Here is a 280-nt window from a genome sequence, read left to right on the forward strand (position 1 = left end):
TGAATCCTTCCCAGAACAGGGCAAGAGGATTAGCATTCATAGGGACGGCGGTGAGTCGGTCAGGTTTGTTGTTTTGGCGAACTCAAAACTAACCGGTTTTACCGCCGTCTCCTACTTTTTCACGCTAACCCGCGATGAACCCAAAAAAAGGAACCAGAGTAGCAAACGGTTGAATAAACAATGCGTTAAGAAAGATTCTGGTTGAACGTGAACACCGATTCCGGGAACGTGAACACGGATTCCGGCATGGTGAACACCGATTCCGGAAAATCACCAGAAA

The 280-nt window shown here is 47.5% G+C and carries 1 protein-coding gene; it reads left to right on the forward strand.

All coding sequences use genetic code 11. The features are described from left to right. Nucleotides 1-205 (forward strand): hypothetical protein (locus H3Z84_RS16925; RefSeq protein ID WP_206768858.1); only part of this gene is annotated, 205 nt, incomplete at its 5' end. Nucleotides 206-280: the final 75 nt, after the last annotated feature.

This window comes from Marinobacter sp. bablab_jr003 (assembly GCF_016464245.1).
In the GTDB taxonomy this organism is placed as follows: domain Bacteria; phylum Pseudomonadota; class Gammaproteobacteria; order Pseudomonadales; family Oleiphilaceae; genus Marinobacter; species Marinobacter vinifirmus.